This window comes from Pseudomonas sp. Z2-11 (genome assembly GCF_054161305.1).
This window is the reverse complement of the sequence record NZ_CP096395.1, coordinates 2,287,911-2,302,515: the sequence shown is the minus strand read 5'-3', so window position 1 is coordinate 2,302,515 and position 14,605 is coordinate 2,287,911. Positions and strand designations below refer to the sequence as shown.

Sequence of the window (14,605 nt, the reverse complement as noted above, 5' to 3'; positions counted from 1 at the left end):
GACTGTTCATGAGAAAGGCGCCCGATCGCCAGGGTTTGATTTTTTCACCTGAGCAACCGACGAGCGGCCGCTAAACGCGGGCCTTATAGGCCTGTTTCACGGTATCGATCCAGGCCGGGTCAAGGCGCGACTGCTCGGGGTCCAGACCGCGCGCCTGCATGTTCTGCAGATGTTCATCGGCCTCGCGACTCAACGAGGCCTGGTCGCTGGAGTTGGCATCCAGCAGGTGCATCTGGGCCAGGCCCAAGTGATAGAAGCGCAGCAGCTTCATCGCCGCCGGATCCTGGGCCTGCACCCCAGCCTTCACCTGGTGCATCACGTTGGTAACGCTCATCAGGCTGCGCTTGAGCTGCCAGCCGTACACCGCCGCGGCCATCCACGGCTGTTGCCAGAAATACCCGCGCATGAGCGCGGCCATCAGCAGCACGGCGGCGAAAACCCCGCCCACGTTGAAGCGAAAATTGTCGCCCCCGGGTGTGCCGAACAGCATCACCGCCAGGCTCGATAGCAGCATCGCCAAGGCCAGGAATACCAAGGCGAGGATGAGCGTGCTGCGGCGGGTCTGCTGCCGGTAGGTCACGGCGTCCCACGGTTTGATCTCGAACATCGCGTCGCATTTTCCTTGTGTGGCGTGAAAAGACTCGCGCATTATCGCCTCCCCGGTCGATTTGGCTATGCTGGGGCTCATTTGTGTTGCACCGACCCGAAGGACCCGGATCAAAGTCCATGGCGATACCGCAAGGATCGTGCGATCTTCCTGCGTGGACGTTTTTTCAAAGATGCCGCCGTCGTGCGCGCGGCATCGTTTTCAAGGAAAGCTGAATGACTCAAAGACATGTAATCAACGCCTCGGTAAGCCCCAAGGGCAGCCTGGAGACCTTGTCCCAGCGCGAAGTCCAGCAACTGAGCGAAGCCGGTTCCGGCAGCATCTACGATCTTTTCCGCCAGTGCGCCCTGGCTATTCTCAACACCGGCGCCCATGTCGACAATGCCAAGACCATCCTCGAAGCCTACAAGGATTTCGAGATACGCATTCACCAGCAGGACCGGGGCGTGCGCCTGGAGCTGCTGAACGCGCCGGCCGATGCATTCGTCGACGGCGAGATGATCGCCAGCACCCGGGAAATGCTCTTCAGCGCCCTGCGCGACATCGTCTACACCGAGAACGAACTGGACAGCCAGCGCATCGACCTGAGCTCATCCCAGGGCATCAGTGACTACGTGTTCCACCTGCTGCGCAACGCCCGCACCCTGCGTCCCGGCGTGGAACCGAAAATCGTCGTGTGCTGGGGTGGTCATTCGATCAACACCGAAGAATACAAATACACCAAGAAAGTCGGCCATGAACTCGGCTTGCGCAGCCTGGACATCTGCACCGGCTGCGGCCCCGGCGTGATGAAAGGCCCGATGAAAGGCGCGACCATTGCCCACGCCAAGCAGCGTATCCATGGCGGGCGTTACCTGGGCCTGACGGAGCCGGGCATCATCGCCGCCGAGGCGCCGAACCCGATCGTCAACGAGCTGGTAATCCTGCCGGACATCGAGAAGCGCCTGGAAGCCTTCGTGCGCGTCGGCCACGGCATCATCATCTTCCCGGGCGGCGCCGGTACGGCGGAAGAGTTCCTCTACCTGCTGGGCATCCTCATGCACCCGGCCAACCAGGACCTACCCTTCCCGGTCGTGCTCACCGGACCGAAAAGCGCCGCGCCGTACCTGGACCAGTTGCACGCGTTTGTCGGCGCGACCCTGGGCGAAGCCGCGCAGAAGCACTACCAGATCATCATCGACGATCCGGCCGAAGTGGCGCGGCAGATGACCCAGGGCCTGAAAGAAGTGAAGCAGTTCCGCCGCGAGCGCAACGACGCGTTCCACTTCAACTGGCTGCTGAAAATCGACGAAGGTTTCCAGCGCCCGTTCGACCCGACCCACGCCAACATGGCCAGCCTCGGCCTGAGCCGCGACCTGCCGCCCCACGAACTGGCCGCCAACCTGCGCCGGGCGTTTTCCGGAATCGTCGCCGGTAACGTCAAGGACAAGGGCATCCGCCTGATCGAGGAACACGGCCCGTACGAGATCCACGGCGACTCCGCCATCATGGAACCGCTTGATCGCCTGCTGCAGGCCTTCGTCGCCCAGCACCGGATGAAACTGCCGGGCGGCGCGGCGTATGTGCCGTGCTATCGCGTGGTGACCTGATTCGCAGGAACCCCATAAGAAATGTGGGAGCGAGCCTGCTCGCGAAGGCGTCGGGTCAGCCAGATCACTGCTGGCTGAACCACCGCTTTCGCGAGCAGGCTCGCTCCCACAGGGTTCAGCGGTGGCTTGAGAGGCGCATCAACCCGCCATTCACCGCGACACTCAGCCCACGGTAATCCTCGATCTGCGAGTGCAACGTCACCACCGGATGCGTGTGCGTGGCCGTCACCACCATCACGTCCGCGCCCGCCGCCTCGCCGGCCTTGATCCCGGCTTCGGCATCCTCGAACACCAGGCATTCCTGCGGCGCCACTTGGAGGCGCTGCGCCGCGAGTAGATAGCAATCGGGGTTCGGCTTGCCGGCGTTCACGTCTTCGGCAGTCACCATCACCGCCGGACGCACAATCCCGGCTGCTTCCATGCGGCGCAAAGCCAAGGCCATTGGCGCCGAGGTGACGATTGCCCATTGCGTCGGCGGCAGGCTTTTGAGAAACGCCAGCGCACCGGGCACCTCGACCACGCCCTCCACGTCCTCGATTTCTTCGACGGTGAGCTGCGCGGCCTCGGCCTGGGCGTCCACGCCCGGCAGGTTCTGGCGGGCGACGGTGTCGACAGCCCGCACGCCATGGATGGTCGGCAGGAATGTCGCCACGTCCAGGCCATGGCGCATGGCCCAGCGCGTCCAGATCCGCTCGGTGGCAGCGACAGAATTGAGCAGCGTGCCGTCCATGTCGAAGAGGAAGGCGCGGTAGGCGATGGAGGGGAGTTTTACAGGCATTGAGATCCTCGTGGGTGACAAGACGGGGCAGTGGGCACTGTAACACTCGCCTATCTGCTAACCGCCGGTTTCATGTGGGAGCGAGCCTGCTCGCGAATACGTCGGGCCAGTCACATCGATACTGGCTGAACCACCGCTTTCGCGAGCAGGCTCGCTCCCACAGGGGTTCGGTGGTGGGCCGGCTATACCAACCGCTCGATCCGCTGATGCTGCCAGACCCGTTTGTAATACACCGCCTGCAAAATCAGCATGCTCAGGTAAGCCACCGGAAACGCCATCCACACCCCTTGCAGGCCGAAGTGCGCGTCCAGCAGGTAGGCCGCCGGCACTTGCACGCCGATGATGCAGAAGATCGAGATCGCCACCGGCACCAGCACCGTGCCGCTGGCGCGCATGATGCCGCCGATGATGGCCTGGAAGCCGAACACCAGCAGGCTCCAGAGCATGATGTGCAACAGGTGCTCGGCCTGGACCCGCGCCGCCGGGTCGGTGATGAACAGCCCCAGCAGCCAGTGGGACAACAGATACCCCAGCAGCACCAGGCCACCGGTAAGCCAGACGTTGATCAACAGCCCCGTGCGCAGGATCGGCCCGAGGCGTTCCAGGTGTCCGGCGCCGATGGCCTGGGCGCCGAGGATCGAGGCGGTGATGGCGATCGACAGCGCCGGAAATTGCACGTAATTGACTATCTGCGTCACCGCCCCGTAGGCAGCCGTAGCCTGGGAGCCGTGGTGATTGACCAACGCCAGGACGACCAGCTCCGATAACGAAATCACCACCATCTGCAACCCCGTCGGCAAGCCGATGCGCAGCACCTTGGCGAGAATATCCCGGTCCAGGCGCATCGCGGCGAACAGCGCGCGGTCCGGCGCCAAGGCATGCGCCCGCCGGTTGAGGCGCCACGCCAGCATGGCCATGGCCGATGCGGTACCCACCAGGCCCGCCCACGCCGCGCTCTGGATACCCATCTGCGGCAATCCCAGCCAGCCACGGATCAGCACCGGCGTCAGCAGCATCCCGACGCTGGTGGATACCAGCAACGCCAGCAGCGGCGAGACGGTATCACTCACCCCGCGCAGCAGCTGGGTGAAGAGCACGAACACCAGTAGCATCGGCAGGATCCACATCATCACCCGCGCGTAAGAAATGGCATCTTCGAGCACATCGTCGGGCGTGCCGAGCCCTTGCAGGGCCTCGCGAGCGAAGACGCTGCCCAACACCGCGGCCACCAACCCGATGATCGCCCCCAACAGCAACGTCGAGCCGGCGATCGCCTTCACCGTTTCGGTCTCGCCGGCGCCATAGGCCTGCCCGATCAACACGCCCGCCCCCGCGCCCAGACCAATCACCAGGGCGATGAAGAAAAACACGATGGGAAACATCCCCGACACCGCCGCCAAAGCCTGGGTACCGAGCATCTGGCCGATGTAGATGCTGTTGAGCGTACCGGACATCGACTGGAGGAAATTGGACAGGACCATGGGGGCCAGGAACAGCAGGTAGGTTTTCCAGAGTGGCTGGGCAGGCATGGGGGCTCGATGGCAGGTTCGAAATCAATGCCGGGTAATTTAGCTCAATCCTCTCGTTCTGTTGCAGAGATGTCGCCTTTGTGGCGAGGGAGCTTGCTCCCGCTGGACTGCGCAGCAGGCCCAAAATCCATAAGGCTGATTACTTCTGGCGAAACCCGATAAAAACGGGGCCGCTTCGCGTCCCAGCGGGAGCAAGCTCCCTCGCCACGGGTTATCCGCAGGTCAGGCCTTCTCGACATTTCTCCGATTTGGTCTATTCTTAGATAGCAATGTGCCATTATTTTTATCGAAACCGGACGACTGGTCCTCAAGACCGCGTCGGCTTTGCAGATAACCAGTCATTAGCAAATATCCTGTCAGCAACACTGTTCAAGGACCGAACCATGACGTCGTATTCCCACGACCACTCCCCCGCCAAAACCCAACCACGCATTCTCTGGCACGCCTTGATCGTGGCCATCGCCGCAAGCGTCGGCGTGCTGGCACTTAACGGTGCGAGCACACAGAACATCGGTTTGAGCATCGTGCTGGTGGTTCTTGGCGTGGCCGTCGGCATCTTGGGCGCGCGTTCACAACGTCTTCAACTCGACGAGGCGACGGCCGCGGCCATCACCCGCCACGAGTTGCAAGCCGCCGGTCATGTTTCCCATAAAGCCACCGCGCAGCTCAACGAAGTGATCCTCGGCGCGATGCCGATCTGGGCCAAGCAAGTCGAAAGCTCACGCCAGCAGACTGAAACCGCAATCGTCTCGCTGACCACCCGCTTCACCGGCATCTCTTCGCGCCTCGAAGAGACCGTGCAAGCCTCGCAACAGGCCGCCGGCGAGTTGGCCGGCAGCGGCGGTGGCGGTGCCGTCCAGGTACTGGCGCAGAGCGAAGGCGAACTGGTCAAGGTCATCGACTCGCTGAAAACCACCCAGGCCAGCCGTGATGAAACCCTGACCCAGGTCCGCAGCCTGACCGCCTACACCGGCGAACTGCGGACCATGGCCGCCGATGTCGCGGCAATTGCCGCCCAGACCAACCTGCTGGCCCTGAACGCCGCCATCGAGGCCGCCCGGGCGGGCGAAGCCGGGCGCGGTTTTGCGGTAGTGGCCGATGCGGTGCGTGCACTGTCGAGCAAATCCAGCGAGACCGGCCAGCAGATGTCGGCCAAGGTCGACGTCATCAATACCGCCATCACCCAACTGGTCCAGGCCGCCTCCAGCGGCGCCGACCAGGACAGCCAGTCCGTGGCCGTCTCCGAAGGCAGCATTCAGCGCGTGCTGGAACGCTTCAAAAGCGTCACCGAGCGTCTCGCCGATTCGGCCGACATGCTGCAACGGGAAAGCTTCGGCATTCGCGACGAGCTCACCGAAGTGTTGGTCAATCTCCAATTCCAGGATCGGGTCAGCCAGATCCTCAGCCACGTGCGCGACAACATGGAGGACCTGCATGTGCACATACAGCAGGCCAACCAGTCGCCCGATCAGGCTATCTCCATCGACGCCCGCCAATGGCTGGCGCGCATGGAAACCACCTACGCCACCGACGAGCAACGCCGCAATCATCATGGCGACTCGGCCGCGCAACAGACTTCACAGGAAATAACCTTCTTTTAGGAGAGCCGTTCATGGCTAAAAGTGTATTGGTTGTCGACGACTCCGCGAGCGTTCGGCAGGTAGTCGGCATCGCGTTGAAAAGTGCCGGCTACGACGTGATCGAAGCCAGCGATGGCAAGGACGCACTGGGCAAGCTCACCGGGCAGAAAGTGCACCTGATCATCAGCGACGTGAACATGCCGAACATGGACGGCATCACCTTCGTCAAGGAGGTCAAGAAGCTCGCCAGCTACAAGTTCACGCCGATCATCATGCTCACCACCGAATCCCAGGAATCGAAGAAGCAGGAAGGCCAGGCCGCAGGCGCCAAGGCCTGGGTGGTCAAGCCGTTCCAACCGGCGCAGATGCTGGCGGCGGTATCCAAGCTGATTCTTCCTTGATGGCCGGAGGCTTCGATGCCGCTGCTGTACGAAACAGAAGATGACACCGCGCAGGTGCAGATCGACGGCGAGCTGACGATCTACACCGCCGCCGACCTGGCCGCACAATTGCTGCCACGGCTGGGGGCCACGCCAAACATGGCGCTGGACCTGTCGCAGATCACCGAGATGGACGGCGCCGGCCTGCAACTGCTGCTGATGATTCAGCGCGAGGCACCCAAGGCCGGGACCCAACTGACGGTGACCGGCCAGAGCAAAGCCGTTATGGACACACTCGCCCTGTGCAACCTCGTTGCCTAGAGGCCCCGCGACACGTCGGACACGACAAAGGATATGAGCGTGAGCATCAATCTCGATCAGGCACAACAAACGTTTATCGTCGAGGCACGAGAGCAGTTGCAGGCGATGGAAGAATCGCTGCTGCAACTGGAAAACGACCCCGCCGACGATGACGCCATCGGCGCAATTTTCCGCGCCGCTCACACCATCAAGGGTTCGGCCGGGCTGTTCGGCCTGGAGCCGATCGTCAGCTTCACCCACATCGTCGAAGACGTGCTCGACCGCTTGCGTGAAGGCAGCGTGGCGGTGGACCCGGGCCTGATCGCGGTGCTGCTCAAGTCCGGCGATCACATGCTTGAACTGATCGACGTGGTCGCCAACCAGGGCTCGACGTTGCAGCCCCCTGCCCTGGCTCGGGAAATGGAATTGTGCCAGATCCTCCAGGAATACCAGGCGCCCCCGACCGCGCCCGAAACCACTACTGCACAGGCAACTGAAACGAGCGAGTCAAGCGACGCGCGCCTCTGGCACATCAGCCTGCGCTTTGGCCAGGAAGTGTTCCGCAATGGCATGGACCCGCTGTCGTTCCTGCGCTATCTGCAGACCCTCGGTGAAATCGTCGAGATCACCACGCTGACCGAGGCGATGCCGGCCATCGAAGCCTGGGATGCCGAATCCTGCTACCTGGGTTTTGATATCGGGTTTCGCTCCGCCGCCGGTCATGCCGCGATCAACGAAGTCTTCGATTTTGTTCGCGAAGATTGCGTCATCGACATCGTTGCCGTGCCAGAGGCAGAGCCCCAGGCGAGCACCGATTTGGTCACCACCGCCCAGACAGCCAGCGAAGAAAGCACCGCCATGGTCACCACCGGCGAGCTGCTGGCAGACCAGCGCAAGACCCCGCGCATGCCGGCCCAGGTCGCGCCGGACAAACAGGCCGTGGCCACCGACGGCAAAAGCAGGGACGGCACGTACGTCCGGGTCAACGCCGACAAACTCGACGAACTGATCAACCTGGTCGGCGAGCTGGTGATCGCCAGTGCCGGCGCCAGCCTGCTGGCCCGCACGTGCCAGAACGACCCGTTGCAGGAGGCCACCTCATCGGTGTCCGGGCTGGTGGAAGAGATTCTCGACGGCGCCCTGCGCCTGCGGATGATCCCGATCGGCGAAACCTTCAACCGTTTTCGCCGGGTGGTGCGCGACGTCAGCCAGGAACTGGGCAAGGACATCGACCTGATCATCAGCGGCGCGGAAACCGAGCTGGACAAGACCGTCGTGGAAAAGATCGGCGACCCGCTCATGCACCTGCTGCGCAACGCCATGGACCACGGCATCGAAACCGCCGAGGCGCGGCTGGCCGCCGGCAAACCGGCCAAGGGTCACCTGCACCTCAACGCCTACCACGACTCGGGCAGCATCGTGCTGGAAATCGCCGATGACGGCGCCGGCCTCAACCGCGACCGCATCCTGGAAAAAGCCCACGAGCGCGGCCTGATCGCCGCCGGCGCGAACCTGAGCGACCAGGAAATCTACAACCTGATTTTCGAACCCGGCTTCTCCACCGCCCAGGCCGTCACCAACCTGTCCGGGCGCGGTGTGGGCATGGACGTGGTCAAGCGCAACATCACCCTGCTGCGCGGCACCGTCGACCTCGACAGCCAACCGGGCAAGGGCACCGTGGTGCGCATCCGCCTGCCGCTGACGCTGGCGATCATCAATGGCTTCCTCGTCGGCATCGGCCAGTCCACCTATGTGATTCCGCTGGACATGGTCCAGGAATGCATCGAACTGAGCGAAGACGATGGCGTCGCCAGTCGCGAACAAGGCTACCTCGACCTGCGCGGCGAAGTGCTGCCGCTGGTGTACCTGCGCGATCATTTCCATCACGAAGGCCCGGCCTCGCGCCGGCAGAACGTGGTGGTGGTGCGCTACGCCGAACTCAAGGCCGGGCTGGTGGTGGATGACCTGCTGGGTGAATTCCAGACCGTGATCAAACCCTTGGGCAAGCTGTTCGGCGCACTGCGCGGCATCAGCGGCTCGACCATTCTGGGCAGCGGTGCGGTGGCGTTGATTCTCGACGTACCTGCCCTGCTCACCCAGATCGCACAAACAGAAAACCGCTACAACCCGACCCCATTACAACAAGCCAACGCTCGCTGACGCTTCAACACTCCATGGAGAGGTATTCCCCAATGAAATGGTTCTACGACCTTAGAATCGCCACCAAACTGATCACCTCGTTCCTCGTGGTGTTGGCGCTGACCGCCGTCATGGGCGTGTTTTCGATCCACCAGCTGGGCCAGGTGAACGGCACCACCACCGAGATCCGCGAGAACTGGATGCCGTCCATGCGCGCCGCCTCGGGCATGCGCTTCTACGCAGCGAGCTTTCGCCTCAAGGAAAACCGTCATATTTCCGCCGACTCCGAGCAAGAACGCGTAACGCTGGAGCAGGAAGCCGACGAAGCGAAAAAGGCGTTCGAAACCCGTCTCGGCACCTATGAAAAACTGCTCTCCACCGCCGAAGACCGTCAACTGTTCGAAACCACCCGCAACGACTGGGCCGCTTACCTGGTGGTCAGCAAGGATCTGTTCGCGCTGTCCCGGCAGAACCAGACCGAGCAAGCCATGGCGCTGCTCAAGGGCGAGTCCAAACGCCAGTTCGACCTGGTGACAAGCGACCTGCAAAAACTCGTGGAACTGAACGACGTCGGTGCCGGCGCCGCCAGCGAACACGGCACCCAGCTGTATGAGAATGCACGCCTGTCGATCATCGCCGTGCTGGCTGCCGCCCTGCTGGTGGGCCTGAGTCTGGCGCTGTTCATTTCGCGGATCATTTCCCGTCCGCTGAAGCAGGCCGCCGCCGTCGCCGAACAACTGGCCGAAGGTAACCTGAACGCGAAAATCGAAGCCGGCTCCAATGACGAAACCGGCATGGTGCTCAATGCCATGCAGAATATGGTTGGCAAGCTCTCGCACATCATCGGTGAAGTGCGCAACGCGGCGGACAACCTCGCCAGCGCCTCCGAAGAAGTCAGCGCCACCGCGCAATCAATGAGCCAGGCCACCAGCGAACAGGCGGCCAGCGTCGAGGAAACCAGCGCCTCCATCGAGCAGATGAGCGCCAGCATCAACCAGAACACCGAGAACGCCAAGGTTACCGACGGCATGGCCAGCAAGGCCGCCAAGGAAGCCACCGACGGCGGCGAGTCGGTGCAGCAGACCGTGGTGGCGATGAAAAAAATCGCCCAGCGCATCAGCATCATCGACGACATCGCCTACCAGACCAACCTGCTGGCGCTCAACGCCGCCATCGAAGCGGCCCGCGCCGGCGAACACGGCAAAGGCTTCGCGGTGGTCGCCGCCGAAGTGCGCAAGCTGGCTGAGCGCAGCCAGGTTGCCGCCCAGGAAATCGGCGAGCTGTCGTCCAGCAGTGTCGACATGGCGGAGAAGGCCGGGAACCTGCTCAACGAAATGGTCCCGTCCATCAACAAGACTTCGGACCTGGTGCAGGAAATCAGCGCCGCGTCCGAAGAACAGGCCGCCGGCGTTGCGCAGATCAACACCGCCATGACCCAGCTCAATCAGGTGACCCAGCAGAACGCCTCCAGCAGCGAAGAACTGGCCGCCACCGCCGAAGAGATGAGCAGCCAGGCCGAACAGCTGCAACAGGCCATGAGCTTCTTCACCCTGGACACGCCCGCCAAGTCCGCCATGCAGAGCGCCAGGGTCGATAACACCCCAGGTCCGTCCAGCCGCAAACCGGCACGGACACCGGCACCGGTGATGCCCAAGGCGTTTGCCTACAACATGGCCAGCGCGCCGGACGAATCGGAATTCACCCGGTTCTGATGGCCCGGTTCCACAGGCTTGCCTAAAGGAGAAAAAGCTATGGGCGCCATCGCGACCACACGTCAGACCGTCAGCGCGGTCGAGGAAGAAGCGCAATACCTGACGTTCATGCTCGGCACGGAGATGTTCGCCATCGGCATCCTGTGCATCAAGGAAATCATCGAGTACGGCAACCTCACCGTCGTGCCAATGATGCCGGCCTTCGTGCGCGGGGTGATCAACCTGCGTGGCGCGGTCGTGCCGGTGGTGGACTTGTCGGCTCGTTTCGGCCGACCGAATTCCGCCATCAGCCGGCGCAGTTGCGTGGTCATCATCGAGGCCGCCAGCGCCGACGGGCAGGCCCAGGATATTGGCCTGCTGGTGGACACGGTGTCGGCGGTGCTGGAGATCCCGGCCTCGCAGATCGAGCCGCCGCCGAGTTTCGGCGCGAAGATCCGCGCCGACTTCATCAGCGGCATGGCCAAGGTCGATGGCAAGTTTGTCATCGTGCTGGAGGTCGACCGGGTGCTGTCCATCGACGAGATGTCCGAACTCGCCCAGGCCAGCCCCGCCGCGTTGGAAGCGCCAGTCTCATGAGCACAGACACTTGCAAGGAACGCACAGTGAATTCAATGGCCCTCAGCGACCGGGAGTTCAGCCAGTTTCAAACCTGGCTGTACCAGGCCGCCGGCATCAACCTGTCGCCAGCCAAGAAAGCCCTGGTGGCCGGGCGGCTGTTCAAGCGCCTCAAGCACTATGAGCTGGACAGTTATGGCGAATATTTCAAGCTGATCATGAGCGGCCAGCGCAGCGACGAATTGCAGGTGGCGCTGGACCTGCTCACGACCAACGAAACCTATTTTTTCCGCGAGCCCAAGCACTTCGACTTTCTTCGCGACCATGTGCTGCCCCACGCGACGCCGGGCAAGACCTTCCGCCTGTGGAGTGCGGCCAGTTCCTCCGGCGAGGAACCCTACAGCCTCGCCATGACCCTGGCCGAAAGCCTGGGCACCACGCCTTGGGAAGTCATCGGTTCGGACATCAGCACCCAGGTGCTGGCCAAGGCCCGTTCCGGGCATTACCCGATGGAGCGCGCGCGCAACCTGCCCCATCCGTTGCTGGTGAAATATTGCCTCAAGGGCACCGGCAGCCAGCAAGGCACGATGCTCATCGATCGGGCGCTGCGCAACCGCGTCAACTTCATCCAGGTCAACCTCAACGACACCCTGCCGGAGCTGGGGGAGTTCGATGTGATTTTCCTGCGCAACGTGATGATCTATTTCGACCAGCCCACCAAAAGCAAAGTGGTTGCGCGGCTGATCCCTCGGCTCAAGTCCGGCGGCTATTTCATCGTCAGCCATTCGGAGAGCCTCAATGGTGTGTCCGATGCGCTGAAGTTGGTCGCCCCTTCGATTTATCGCAAGCCATGAGCGCCGCGATAAAGCAGGTAGCGGAGGTCTACCTCGGGCCGGGAGAGTTTCGCTTTGCGACCTGCCCGACCCGGCTGCGGACGATCCTCGGCTCCTGCGTGGCGATCACGCTCTGGCATCCGCAGCGCAAGATCGGCGGCATGTGCCATTTCATGTTGCCCAGCCGGGTACGTTGCTCCACCGCGTTGAACGGGATGTACGCCGATGAAGCCATCGAGCTGTTCGTCCGTCAGGCCCGGGCCCATCGCACCGAGCCTGAGGAATACCAGCTCAAGCTGTTCGGCGGCGGCGAGATGTTTCCCGAACTGCAACGCCATGTGGCATTCGGCGACGTGGCACGGTCGAACGTCAACGCGGCGCTGGAGATGGCCGCGCTCTATCGCCTGGACCTGATCGCCCAGGACATGGGCAGCACCGGCCACCGCAGCATCATTTTCGACCTTTGCACGGGCGACGTCTGGGTCAGGCACCAACCGATAAGGACCCTGCACTAACCATGTCAGGCAAAAAAATAAACGTATTGCTGGTGGATGATTCCGCCGTGGTCCGCCAGGTATTGCTGGCGATCCTGAGTGACACGCCGGACATCAACGTCATCGGTGCGGCTTCCGACCCGATCTTTGCCATGGACAAACTGGCGAAGGAATGGCCCGACGTGATCGTGATGGACGTGGAAATGCCGCGCATGGACGGCATCACTTTCCTGAAAAAAATCATGAGCGAACGGCCTACCCCGGTAGTGATCTGCTCGTCGCTGACGCCCAAGGGCGCGGAAACCACCTTGCAAGCCATGGCCGCCGGTGCGGTGGAAATCATCACCAAGCCCACCAGCGGCTTGAAGAACTTCCTTTTGGAATCGGCCCCGGAACTGGTGTCCGCCATCCGCGCCGCCGCCCAGGTCAACGTCCGCAACCTGGGCAAGCGCCCAGCTCCGGCGACGCCGCTGACGCCGGCGACCAAACTCACCGCCGACGCCATGCTGCCCGCCGCCAACGGCCACGCCATGGCCCAGACCACCGAACGCATCGTGGCCATGGGCACCTCGACCGGCGGCACCCAGGCGCTGGAAGCAGTGCTTACCGCCCTGCCACGGGTGTGTCCGGGCATCGTCATCGTCCAGCACATGCCGGAAAAATTCACCGCATCCTTCGCCGCGCGGCTCAACAGCCTGTGCCAGATCGAAGTGCGCGAAGCGAAAAACAACGACCGCATCCACCCGGGCCTGGCCCTCATCGCCCCCGGCGGCAAGCACATGATGGTGACCCGCAGCGGCGCGTTCTATCACGTGCAGGTAGTGGACGGCCCGCTGGTCAATCGCCATCGCCCTTCGGTGGATGTGCTGTTCCGCTCGGTGGCGAAGTTCGCCGGCCGCAATGCCACGGGCATCATCATGACCGGCATGGGCGACGATGGCGCCCGCGGCCTCAAGGAAATGCTCGACGCCGGCAGCGCCACCGTGGCCCAGGACGAGGCCAGCTGCGTGGTGTTCGGCATGCCCAAGGAAGCCATCAAACTCAACGCCGCGCAGCGGGTGATGCCGTTGCAGGAGATTGCGCAGGTGATATTGCATCGCTGAACAAAGCACCTGTTGTTGAGTGAGAGCTGTTGTGGCGAGGGAGCTTGCTCCCGCTGGGCTGCGCAGCGGCCCCACATACTCGGAGGCGCCGTTGCAGATCGAGTTGCCAGGGTTCAGGGCCGCTGCGCGCCCCAGCGGGAGCAAGCTCCCTCGCCACAGGGAAAGCGCTTCAAACAGGCGAGATCGTCGCCAGCACACCAATCAGCAACGTCAACGCCAGAAAACCACCCAGAAAAATCGCCATCTTCGCCATGAGCATTCTCCCAATAGAGTCATTGCGGCACGACCGAATTGTGGAGCGGTAACTGATACCGTTACAGACGCACCTGCAACCAAAAAATGCGGATCAGCGCATAAAGCCAGAAACCCGCCAAGCCAGAACTGCAGAAGTACGCCATGATCCCGGCTATCATGCCGCACGCCCATTCAACGGGCGTGCTGCAAGCCACCCTAAAGGATTCAGGTATGCCCCTTCTGCCGTCACGCGCCACCCTCCTCGTCTCAGGTCTTCTGATCAGCTCTCTGTGCCTGGCCGAGGGCGAGCCGGCGGAAAGCGTCATCAAGGACTCGACCAAATCCGCGGTCTCGTCGTTCATCACCGCAGGCAAGAACCTGTTGGGCGGTGTGAGCGAAGGCGTGCTCGACGGGCGCGAGTCGGTCCAGGGCACCGATGGCGCCGCGATCATCTCCTCCGGCGAGCAGATGAAAGACCGCATCACCATCGAAGTGCTGAAGCTTGAGCCCAGCGAAGAAAACGTCACCATCACCCTCGGCTTCAAGAACAGCACAGACACCCAACTGCGCCTGATCAACCTCGGACAAACCGGCACCCTGCTGGCCATCGACCAGGCCGGCTACGCCAACCGCCTCACCGGTCTGGACAACCCCGACGAAGTCACCGTCCCACCGAAGATCGCCGTACGACAGAAATTCGTTTTCGAAGGCATGAACGAGGCGATCAGTGCCGTACGGGTCTGGGGGGCGGATTATTCGGTCAAGAAGTAGA

The 14,605-nt window shown here is 62.6% G+C and carries 14 protein-coding genes; 11 read left to right on the top strand and 3 right to left on the bottom strand.

All coding sequences use genetic code 11. The features are described 5' to 3' along the window. Window positions 1-70: 70 nt before the first annotated feature. On the bottom strand, window positions 71-607 hold the full coding sequence (locus tag M1E16_RS10400) for a DUF3087 family protein (protein WP_458129829.1): 537 nt from the start codon (window positions 605-607) through the stop codon (window positions 71-73). Window positions 608-822: 215 nt separating this feature from the next. Here M1E16_RS10400 and ppnN point away from each other — a divergent pair, with 215 nt between their 5' ends. After that, on the top strand, window positions 823-2,196 hold the full coding sequence (gene ppnN / locus M1E16_RS10395) for a nucleotide 5'-monophosphate nucleosidase PpnN (protein WP_305495382.1): 1,374 nt from the start codon (window positions 823-825) through the stop codon (window positions 2,194-2,196). A gap of 115 nt (window positions 2,197-2,311) precedes the next feature. Here the strand turns inward: ppnN and M1E16_RS10390 are convergent, their stop codons facing one another. Together M1E16_RS10390 and M1E16_RS10385 are read right to left on the bottom strand one after the other, a co-directional pair. Continuing rightward, window positions 2,312-2,974 carry an HAD family hydrolase gene (locus M1E16_RS10390; protein ID WP_458129828.1) on the bottom strand — a complete coding sequence of 221 codons (663 nt, stop codon included), beginning with the start codon at window positions 2,972-2,974 and terminating at the stop codon, window positions 2,312-2,314. Window positions 2,975-3,156: 182 nt separating this feature from the next. Next, window positions 3,157-4,503, bottom strand: coding sequence for an MATE family efflux transporter (locus M1E16_RS10385; RefSeq protein ID WP_458129827.1), 1,347 nt, complete (start codon window positions 4,501-4,503; stop codon window positions 3,157-3,159). Window positions 4,504-4,772: 269 nt separating this feature from the next. On the opposite strand from M1E16_RS10385, the gene M1E16_RS10380 reads away from it, so the two are divergent. The 10 genes from M1E16_RS10380 (at window position 4,773) to M1E16_RS10335 (ending at window position 14,604) form a co-directional block, all read left to right on the top strand. Next, the gene (locus M1E16_RS10380; protein WP_458129826.1) at window positions 4,773-6,104 is read left to right on the top strand and encodes a methyl-accepting chemotaxis protein; all 1,332 of its coding nucleotides are present in this window, start codon (window positions 4,773-4,775) and stop codon (window positions 6,102-6,104) included. An 11-nt stretch (window positions 6,105-6,115) separates the two neighbouring features. Further along, on the top strand, window positions 6,116-6,484 hold the full coding sequence (locus M1E16_RS10375; RefSeq protein WP_042730627.1) for a response regulator: 369 nt from the start codon (window positions 6,116-6,118) through the stop codon (window positions 6,482-6,484). Between the two features lie 15 nt (window positions 6,485-6,499). Beyond that, window positions 6,500-6,784: an STAS domain-containing protein gene (locus tag M1E16_RS10370; RefSeq protein ID WP_434652657.1), complete on the top strand. Its 285-nt coding sequence runs from the start codon at window positions 6,500-6,502 to the stop codon at window positions 6,782-6,784. Window positions 6,785-6,823: 39 nt separating this feature from the next. Then, window positions 6,824-8,923, top strand: a complete 2,100-nt coding sequence (locus M1E16_RS10365) for a chemotaxis protein CheA (RefSeq protein ID WP_458129825.1) — start codon at window positions 6,824-6,826, stop codon at window positions 8,921-8,923. Between the two features lie 32 nt (window positions 8,924-8,955). Further along, a complete protein-coding gene (locus M1E16_RS10360) occupies window positions 8,956-10,614 on the top strand; it encodes a methyl-accepting chemotaxis protein (protein ID WP_458129824.1) in 1,659 nt (552 codons plus the stop codon). A gap of 39 nt (window positions 10,615-10,653) precedes the next feature. Continuing rightward, window positions 10,654-11,190 carry a chemotaxis protein CheW gene (locus M1E16_RS10355; RefSeq protein WP_434568920.1) on the top strand — a complete coding sequence of 179 codons (537 nt, stop codon included), beginning with the start codon at window positions 10,654-10,656 and terminating at the stop codon, window positions 11,188-11,190. Further along, complete coding sequence (locus M1E16_RS10350) at window positions 11,187-12,023, top strand: CheR family methyltransferase (protein WP_434652663.1); 837 nt, start codon at window positions 11,187-11,189, stop codon at window positions 12,021-12,023. The genes M1E16_RS10355 and M1E16_RS10350 overlap by 4 nt, the downstream gene beginning before the upstream one ends. Beyond that, window positions 12,020-12,517, top strand: a complete 498-nt coding sequence (cheD, locus tag M1E16_RS10345; protein WP_458129823.1) for a chemoreceptor glutamine deamidase CheD — start codon at window positions 12,020-12,022, stop codon at window positions 12,515-12,517. Before M1E16_RS10350 ends, cheD begins: the two co-directional genes overlap by 4 nt. 2 nt (window positions 12,518-12,519) lie before the next feature. After that, complete coding sequence (locus M1E16_RS10340; RefSeq protein ID WP_434568923.1) at window positions 12,520-13,599, top strand: protein-glutamate methylesterase/protein-glutamine glutaminase; 1,080 nt, start codon at window positions 12,520-12,522, stop codon at window positions 13,597-13,599. A 465-nt stretch (window positions 13,600-14,064) separates the two neighbouring features. Continuing rightward, a complete protein-coding gene (locus tag M1E16_RS10335; protein ID WP_434652667.1) occupies window positions 14,065-14,604 on the top strand; it encodes a hypothetical protein in 540 nt (179 codons plus the stop codon). Window position 14,605 lies beyond the last annotated feature (1 nt).

What these genes read in the sequence shown, in the direction of transcription:
- M1E16_RS10380 (WP_458129826.1), top strand. Translation starts at nt 4,773, where the DNA reads ATGTGCCATTATTTTTATCGAAACCGGACGACTGGTCCTCAAGACCGC.
- M1E16_RS10370 (WP_434652657.1), top strand. Translation starts at nt 6,500, where the DNA reads ATGCCGCTGCTGTACGAAACAGAAGATGACACCGCGCAGGTGCAGATC.
- M1E16_RS10350 (WP_434652663.1), top strand. Translation starts at nt 11,187, where the DNA reads ATGAGCACAGACACTTGCAAGGAACGCACAGTGAATTCAATGGCCCTC.
- M1E16_RS10360 (WP_458129824.1), top strand. Translation starts at nt 8,956, where the DNA reads ATGAAATGGTTCTACGACCTTAGAATCGCCACCAAACTGATCACCTCG.
- M1E16_RS10335 (WP_434652667.1), top strand. Translation starts at nt 14,065, where the DNA reads ATGCCCCTTCTGCCGTCACGCGCCACCCTCCTCGTCTCAGGTCTTCTG.
- M1E16_RS10355 (WP_434568920.1), top strand. Translation starts at nt 10,654, where the DNA reads ATGGGCGCCATCGCGACCACACGTCAGACCGTCAGCGCGGTCGAGGAA.
- M1E16_RS10390 (WP_458129828.1), bottom strand. Translation starts at nt 2,974, where the DNA reads ATGCCTGTAAAACTCCCCTCCATCGCCTACCGCGCCTTCCTCTTCGAC.
- M1E16_RS10385 (WP_458129827.1), bottom strand. Translation starts at nt 4,503, where the DNA reads ATGCCTGCCCAGCCACTCTGGAAAACCTACCTGCTGTTCCTGGCCCCC.
- M1E16_RS10400 (WP_458129829.1), bottom strand. Translation starts at nt 607, where the DNA reads ATGTTCGAGATCAAACCGTGGGACGCCGTGACCTACCGGCAGCAGACC.
- M1E16_RS10340 (WP_434568923.1), top strand. Translation starts at nt 12,520, where the DNA reads ATGTCAGGCAAAAAAATAAACGTATTGCTGGTGGATGATTCCGCCGTG.
- cheD (WP_458129823.1), top strand. Translation starts at nt 12,020, where the DNA reads ATGAGCGCCGCGATAAAGCAGGTAGCGGAGGTCTACCTCGGGCCGGGA.
- ppnN (WP_305495382.1), top strand. Translation starts at nt 823, where the DNA reads ATGACTCAAAGACATGTAATCAACGCCTCGGTAAGCCCCAAGGGCAGC.
- M1E16_RS10375 (WP_042730627.1), top strand. Translation starts at nt 6,116, where the DNA reads ATGGCTAAAAGTGTATTGGTTGTCGACGACTCCGCGAGCGTTCGGCAG.